At 41.2% G+C, this 6498-nt stretch carries 7 protein-coding genes; 3 read left to right on the top strand and 4 right to left on the bottom strand.

Features of this window, described 5'->3' with window-relative positions:
• A partial coding sequence (locus VNZ46_RS11640; RefSeq protein WP_325560317.1) for a S9 family peptidase occupies positions 1-1680 on the bottom strand: 1680 nt, incomplete at its 3' end.
• Positions 1681-1870: 190 nt separating this feature from the next.
• Here VNZ46_RS11640 and VNZ46_RS11635 point away from each other — a divergent pair.
• From VNZ46_RS11635 to rfbC, 3 genes are read left to right on the top strand one after another with little or no spacing between them, the layout of a single operon-like run.
• Entirely contained in the window at positions 1871-3679 is a 1809-nt protein-coding gene (locus VNZ46_RS11635) for a tetratricopeptide repeat protein (protein ID WP_325560316.1), read from the top strand.
• 15 nt (positions 3680-3694) lie between these two features.
• Complete coding sequence (locus VNZ46_RS11630; protein WP_325560315.1) at positions 3695-3997, top strand: DUF4286 family protein; 303 nt, start codon at positions 3695-3697, stop codon at positions 3995-3997.
• Between the two features lie 2 nt (positions 3998-3999).
• On the top strand, positions 4000-4554 hold the full coding sequence (gene rfbC, locus VNZ46_RS11625) for a dTDP-4-dehydrorhamnose 3,5-epimerase (RefSeq protein WP_325560314.1): 555 nt from the start codon (positions 4000-4002) through the stop codon (positions 4552-4554).
• A 56-nt stretch (positions 4555-4610) separates the two neighbouring features.
• Here rfbC and VNZ46_RS11620 read toward each other — a convergent pair whose 3' ends face one another.
• From VNZ46_RS11620 to VNZ46_RS11610, 3 genes are read right to left on the bottom strand one after another with little or no spacing between them, the layout of a single operon-like run.
• On the bottom strand, positions 4611-5453 hold the full coding sequence (locus VNZ46_RS11620; RefSeq protein WP_325560313.1) for an OmpA/MotB family protein: 843 nt from the start codon (positions 5451-5453) through the stop codon (positions 4611-4613).
• 42 nt (positions 5454-5495) lie between these two features.
• Positions 5496-6158: a DUF2461 domain-containing protein gene (locus VNZ46_RS11615; protein ID WP_325560312.1), complete on the bottom strand. Its 663-nt coding sequence runs from the start codon at positions 6156-6158 to the stop codon at positions 5496-5498.
• A complete protein-coding gene (locus tag VNZ46_RS11610) occupies positions 6151-6402 on the bottom strand; it encodes a hypothetical protein (RefSeq protein WP_108555753.1) in 252 nt (83 codons plus the stop codon). The genes VNZ46_RS11615 and VNZ46_RS11610 overlap by 8 nt, the downstream gene beginning before the upstream one ends.
• Between the last annotated feature and the right edge of the window lie 96 nt (positions 6403-6498).

Below are 6498 nucleotides of genomic sequence, written 5' to 3'. Positions count from 1 at the left end.
CTTTATTTTATCTGCATGAAAAACCGGCGAGGCCTGCCGCAGGTAGTCCACGTCTGTTACCGGATTGCCAATCACGTCATAAATCATCTGAAGCCTTGCTTTGTAGAAGGGCGGAATGGATTTCAAAAAGCCAAACAAATTAATAATACCCGAATTAGAGGCGCCGCAAGCATATATACCCGGACTGGAATATAGACTGTTCAACGCAATATAACCTCCAAAACCGCTACCATAAATACCTATCTTTTTAGAGTTAACCACCTTTTCCTTCACCAGCCATTTCACCCCGTCCTCTATATCTTCTTTGATCTTTAAACCCCACTGTTTAAATCCAGCCGCTCTGAACTCCTTACCATATCCTGCAGAACCTCTGTAATTTGGCTGGAAAACGGCATATCCTCTGCTGGCTAAAAACTGGACTTCAGCATTGTAACCCCAACTGTCCCGGGTATCCGGTCCAATTCCATTATGCGGCAGTACAATCAAAGGGAGGTCTTTTGCAGCTTTATTTCCGGGTAAAGTCAGATAACCATTGATCATAACTCCGTCTCTTGACCGGTAAGAAATGGGCTTCATTTCGTTCATTTCTTCTATACAGATGGAAGAATTTACATCGCTCAGTTTTCTCAACTTGCCATTATTGGCAAAATACAAATAATAAGACCCTGGGTTCCGGTCTGTATAGGTACGGATCACAAACAGGTCTTCCGGTTTGTCCTGACCAACAATATAAGACTCCGTTTTTGGCAACAGCTGATCCAGTTTCTGATAAAACTGTTTTACAGTGTCATCCAGGTAGAACTTTTCCCTCTTCCAGGTTTCGCAAACCACATAGGCCATTCTTTTTTTATTCGCAGAGTACTGGGCTTCCACCACATTAAGCGTATCATTGCTAAACAGTACTTTATTTTCTTTTCCTGTTTTACAATCCAGTTCTACCAGGGCATTTTTGTCTCTGTTAACATTGGATATGGCGTAAATACTATTAGGTGTGTTCTCCGAAAAAGCAACCGGGATCAATGTTGTTTTAAAGTTATTTGTAATCACCGGCTTAAATTCCTGGCTCTCGTTTTCCCGGTACAACAGTGTTTCGTTAACACCATCACTGGAAGTCGCCAGTCTCAATCTGGCTTTTGGGTCTGCATACCAATTGGTGATGTTTCCCGGATTTTTCACTGCCATTTCCATTTTACCGTTCCGTACATTTAAACGGTAAACATCAAATACAGTAGAATCTCTTTTATTGGAAGAAACCAACAAATACTTGTCGTCAATCAACTGATCTTTGAGCACTTTCATTTTACTGCGCTCATTGTCATTCAGCTGACGTTCATTGCTGCCTTCCTTATCAATGATGAACACATCGATCTGCCGTCCTGAATCGTCTTTTTTATAATAAACCAGATCATTGTTACTTACCCAGGTGTAATAATTTACATTTTTGTCTGTCAGATTGGTGATCTGCCTGGTTTCCCCACTGGCTATATCTTCAATAATTATATTTTGCTTGTTGTCTTCCAGCTTAAAATAAGACAGACTTTTACCATCGGGAGAAAGCCCGAATCCTGATTTGTCTTGTGATTTAAAGAAATCCGCCACAGGAATTTCTTTTCCCTTCTGTTTACAGGCAAAGAAAAGGGGAATAAGAAATAACCAAAGGTTTCTTTTAATTGCTATCATATCGTTATCAGCCTACAAAGGTACACATCGGCTTATTCCTAAAAAGGCTATACACCAATATTGTTACTTTGGATTGTTCTTGTGTATGTCAAATTAATCATTTTTGAAACACATCAAATTATATTCAAAGTAACATTTAAAGTATATTAGCCTGATTGTTTAATTCCAGCCCAGAAAACAGAACATCCAAATGAAACGTATTGGCCTCCTGATCTTCTTATGTGTGTCGTACAATTGCCTTTTTGCACAAGTCCTTAATGACGATGCTGCGGCTTATCAGGCTTATGAACAGGGCGAATATGAAAAGGCGGCACTATTGCTGGGAAAATTATTTGAAAAGAATTCCTCAGATAATTATTTTGATCTTTATCTCAGTACTTTGCTAAAGACCAGAAAGTATCCGGAAGCAGAAAAGCTGGCAAAAAAAATGATCAAACAGCAGCCGGACCATTTAGGATACCAGATTTCACTGGGCAAAGTTTACCAGGAAAGCGGACAACAGGACAAAGCGTTAAAAACATTTGCTGAAGTGATCTCCCTCCTTCCAAAAGAAGAAAACAAGATCCGCTTCTATGTCAGTTATTTTTACCGCTTTCAAGCCTACGACCTCGCAATTTCTGCCTTCTTGCAGGGCAGGAAGATTCTTGGTAATGAACAATTATTTGCGCCCGAACTACTGAACCTATACCGTTTCAAAAAAGACAAAGATGGTCTTGTTAATGAATATATTAATGCGCTGTCTGTTTCTCCTGCCATGTTACCTCAGGCCGAAGCAGACCTGGCCAGTTTATTTGACGGAAACGGTGACTATCTGATCCTTCAGACCATCCTGCTCAAAAAGCTTCAGAAAGAACCGGACAACGATACTTTTACCCAACTGCTCACCTGGCAATACATACAGCGGAGGGAATTTGACATGGCTTTAAGGCAATTAGTTGCCCAAAATAAGCGGCTCAAACAAAATGATGCTGCAATTTTTAATCTGGCCAATACTTTTCTTTCTAACGATGCCTACCCCTCAGCAATAAAGGCCTATGAATATCTTTTGGCCAAGGGGCCACAGAATGAATATTATCTCCCGTCAAAAATCCAGCTGATTGATACAAAATACCAGTTGCTGCTGCAGGGCGCTTACGAAAAAACAGCGATTGCAGAACTGGCAGATCAGTATCAGGCCCTCATCAAAGAATTTGGTTCTTCCACACAAACGCTTTTTGCCATGACGAGATGGGCCAATTTGCAGGCCTATTATTTAAATGCGCCTTCAAAAGCAGAGGAAGCTTTAGAGAACGCCCTAAAAGTTCCTAATTTAAACCCAATGGAGGCCGGACGGATCAAACTGAGTCTTGGCGATATTTACATTCTGAATAACGAACCCTGGGAGGCCTTTCTGATCTATGAGCAAGTGGCTAAAAAATTTGAGAACCAGGACATCGGAAATGAAGCCCGGTTCCGTTCTGCAAAACTCTCCTTTTATCAGGGTAATTTTGCCTATGCAAAAGCTCAGGCTGATGTGCTTAAAGCCTCTACTTCGCAGCTGATTGCCAATGATGCCCTGAACTTGAGTTTACTCCTTTCCGATAACCTGCAATCTCCTGCTGACAGCAGCGCACTAAAAATGTATGCAGATGCAGAAATGCTGCAGTTCAGAAATTTACCGGAAAAGGCCCTTGCTAAGCTGGACAGCATTAATATTTCGTTCCCGGGAAACAGCCTTTCGGATGATGTGCAAATGTCTAAAGCCAATATTTATATTAAAAAACATAATTATGCCCTGGCTGCACCTGTTCTGCAAAACCTGATCTCCCAGCATCCCGAAAGCTTGTGGGCAGATGATGCACTTTTTATTCTTGCAGGATTATACCAGGACCAGCTGGCACAACCAGAGGAAGCCAAAAAATTATTCCAGAAGCTGATCTCTGATTTTCCGGGAAGTATGTATACCATTGAGGCGCGGAAATTTTACAGAAAACTTAGAGGAGACAATATGCCCTTATAGTCTTATCTTTGCAACATGTTATTATACAACGTTACTTTTATTGTAGAAGAGGCATCTGCGTCCGAATGGCTGGACTGGATGCAGCAAATGCACATTCCAAAAGCTCTGGCTACAGGCGCTTTTATTTCCAATAAGCTACTTCGGGTAGTGGATTCACCAAATGAGGGTATTACTTTTTGCTGCCAGTATACAGCCGAACATATGGCCAATTACCTGACTTTTAAGGAGCTCCAGGAGCCCGCTTTGGATGAAGAATTGAACATCAGATTTAAAGATAGATTTGTATCTTTCCGTACTTTAATGGAATACATCGCATAACTATGAATATTTTACAGACACCTATTGCTGATCTTTTGGTGATCGAACCAAAAGTATGGAAAGACAACCGCGGCTACTTTTATGAGAGTTACAATGCAAGAATTTTAGCAGAAGCAGGCGTTGATGTCACTTTCGTTCAGGACAACCAGTCCTTTTCGCAGAAAGGAACATTAAGAGGACTTCATGCCCAAAAAGCACCCTTTGCTCAAGGCAAACTGGTGCGTGTGCTGCAAGGAAAAGTGCTGGATGTAGCGGTTGATATACGCAAAAACTCCCCTACCTACGGTCAGCATTACAGCATAGAACTGAGTGGCGAAAATCATAAACAACTCTGGGTACCGCCAGGCTTTTTACATGGTTTTCTGACCCTGGAAGATAATACCATCTTTACTTATAAAGTAAGCAATTATTACGATAAAGAATCGGAAATAGGGGTCATCTGGAATGATCCGGACCTGAATATTGAATGGAGCCGGGAAATACCGGAAGCGGAGCTTTTATTGTCTGAGAAGGATTTAGTGCTCTCCGTTTTTAAAGATCTCAAAAGTCCTTTTTAATTAAAAGCCAAAACATAAAAAAAACCGGATGTCTATAACATCCGGTTTTTTTATATCTATTGTTTGATCAAATCATACAGTTCATCCAGTTTAGGAGAAAGTACAATTTCAATTCTTCTGTTCTTGCTCCTGCTCTCTGCTGAGGTATTTGGCGCCAGCGGCTGGTATTGCCCTTTACCTGTAGCTGTCATTCTTACCGGCTCTACTTTTTCTACTTCTGTCAGGAAGCGTACCACCGAAGTTGACCTCAGTACACTTAAATCCCAGTTGTCTTTAATCTGCCCCAGGTTATTAATTTTCTGTGAATCGGTATGTCCTTCTACCGCAATATTAATTTCCGGTTGCTGCTTAAGTACTCCGGCCAATTGAGTCAGTGCCTGTTTACCCTTCTCATCTATAATGATACTGCCCGAAGGGAACAGGAGCTTATCGGTTAAAGAAACATACACTTTACCGTTTTTGATGTCTACACTTAAGCCACTTTTTGTAAAGCCAAGCAGGGCACCCTGCAGCTTTTCTTTCAGCTGGTTGGTTGCTTCATCACGTTTGCGCAAAATCTCTTCCACCTCTTTTAAGCGCTTTTCCCGGGCTTTCAAGTCTCCGGAGAGCTTGGTGATCTCATTGGTGCTATTGCTGCGTAATTTCGCGTATTTACCGTCTACATCATCATATTTTCCCTGCAGGTCAGCAATCTGTCCATGAAGTGATGCCGTGTCTTTCCTTAATTTGGCCAGTGTTGCTTCCAGTGTCTGACCGTTGTACTGCGATTCCAGCCATCCTTTATCTAAAGAGTCGGCCCTGGCCAGAAGGGCTTTATATTTTTTGGGTGATAAAACGACACAGGAGGTCACAGAAGAGAGCAGCAGGATCAAGGCAAAGCCTAAGAAAGTGTGTTTCATTAATGGTTTATCAATTAAAGGTTATTGTTTTAAGACTGGTCTTTATTGTTCCAGTGCATTTCGTAGAAATGCAACTAATGGATAAATGGTTTCGAAATAATTTTTCAACTTATCAACGATATTGGATTTAAAAAAATCCTCTTCTTTAAGTTCTTTGATTACTTCAAAACTCTTTAGCTTCAGGTAAGCGATATTAGGATCTGCCGGATCGTATCCCTTCGGTGCATTTTTCAGGGCATTTTCCATACTGAATCTGAAGTTTTTGGCAAAGTTATTTTCCTGTATAATTTCCAGAAAGTCGGAAATATTATAATCTATTTCCTGACGGATCAGCTTCAGATGCGGTGCTTCCGGCATCCAGTAACCTCCTGCGATGAAACAGTTTCCCGGTTGCAGATGAAGATAATATCCTGGTTCGTTTCCTCCTTTGGTGCGGGCAGAGAACCAGATCCCGAAATTGGTTTTGTAAGGGTCCTTATTTTTACTGAACCTGACATCACGATAAATCCGGAGTACGCATTTTTTGGGATCTGTCTCCGCAGAAAAAAGTGGATCTGCTTTAGCAATTTCGGGAATCAGCAGTTGTACCAATTGTAATACATCTTCCCGTGCTTCCTCATATTCTCCTTTATGTTCAGCAAACCACTCCCTGTTGTTGTTCAGGGATACGTCTTTTAAAAACTGGAAGGTGGAAGGCTTAATCATGTTTCAGTGTCATCGTTTTTTTACGGTATTTCACATACCACAACACACCTAATCCGCCAATTAACAAATAAGGAATAGCCATCAGATAAAGTACACCCGTATTCAGGCCCTTACTTTGGGTATTGCCATTTTTAACACCCTGTTCTGCGCTGATGGTACACATGGCACATTGCGCGCTGGCTGTATGTTGCACTGCAATAGTGGATAGCAGTATAAAAACGAAGACAAATGCGATCCTTTTCATAATGGCAAATATAAGTAAAGAACGTTAATGAAGAAGGAATAATTGTGGATGACAGGTCATTAAATAAAAAAGCCGGACGAAAACGTCCGGCTTGAA

Origin of the sequence: Pedobacter sp. (genome assembly GCF_035566355.1) — a bacterium.
Classification (GTDB): Bacteria; Bacteroidota; Bacteroidia; order Sphingobacteriales; family Sphingobacteriaceae; genus Pedobacter.
The sequence above is the reverse complement of the archived record's forward strand: the minus strand, read 5'-3'. Positions and strand labels throughout refer to the sequence as shown.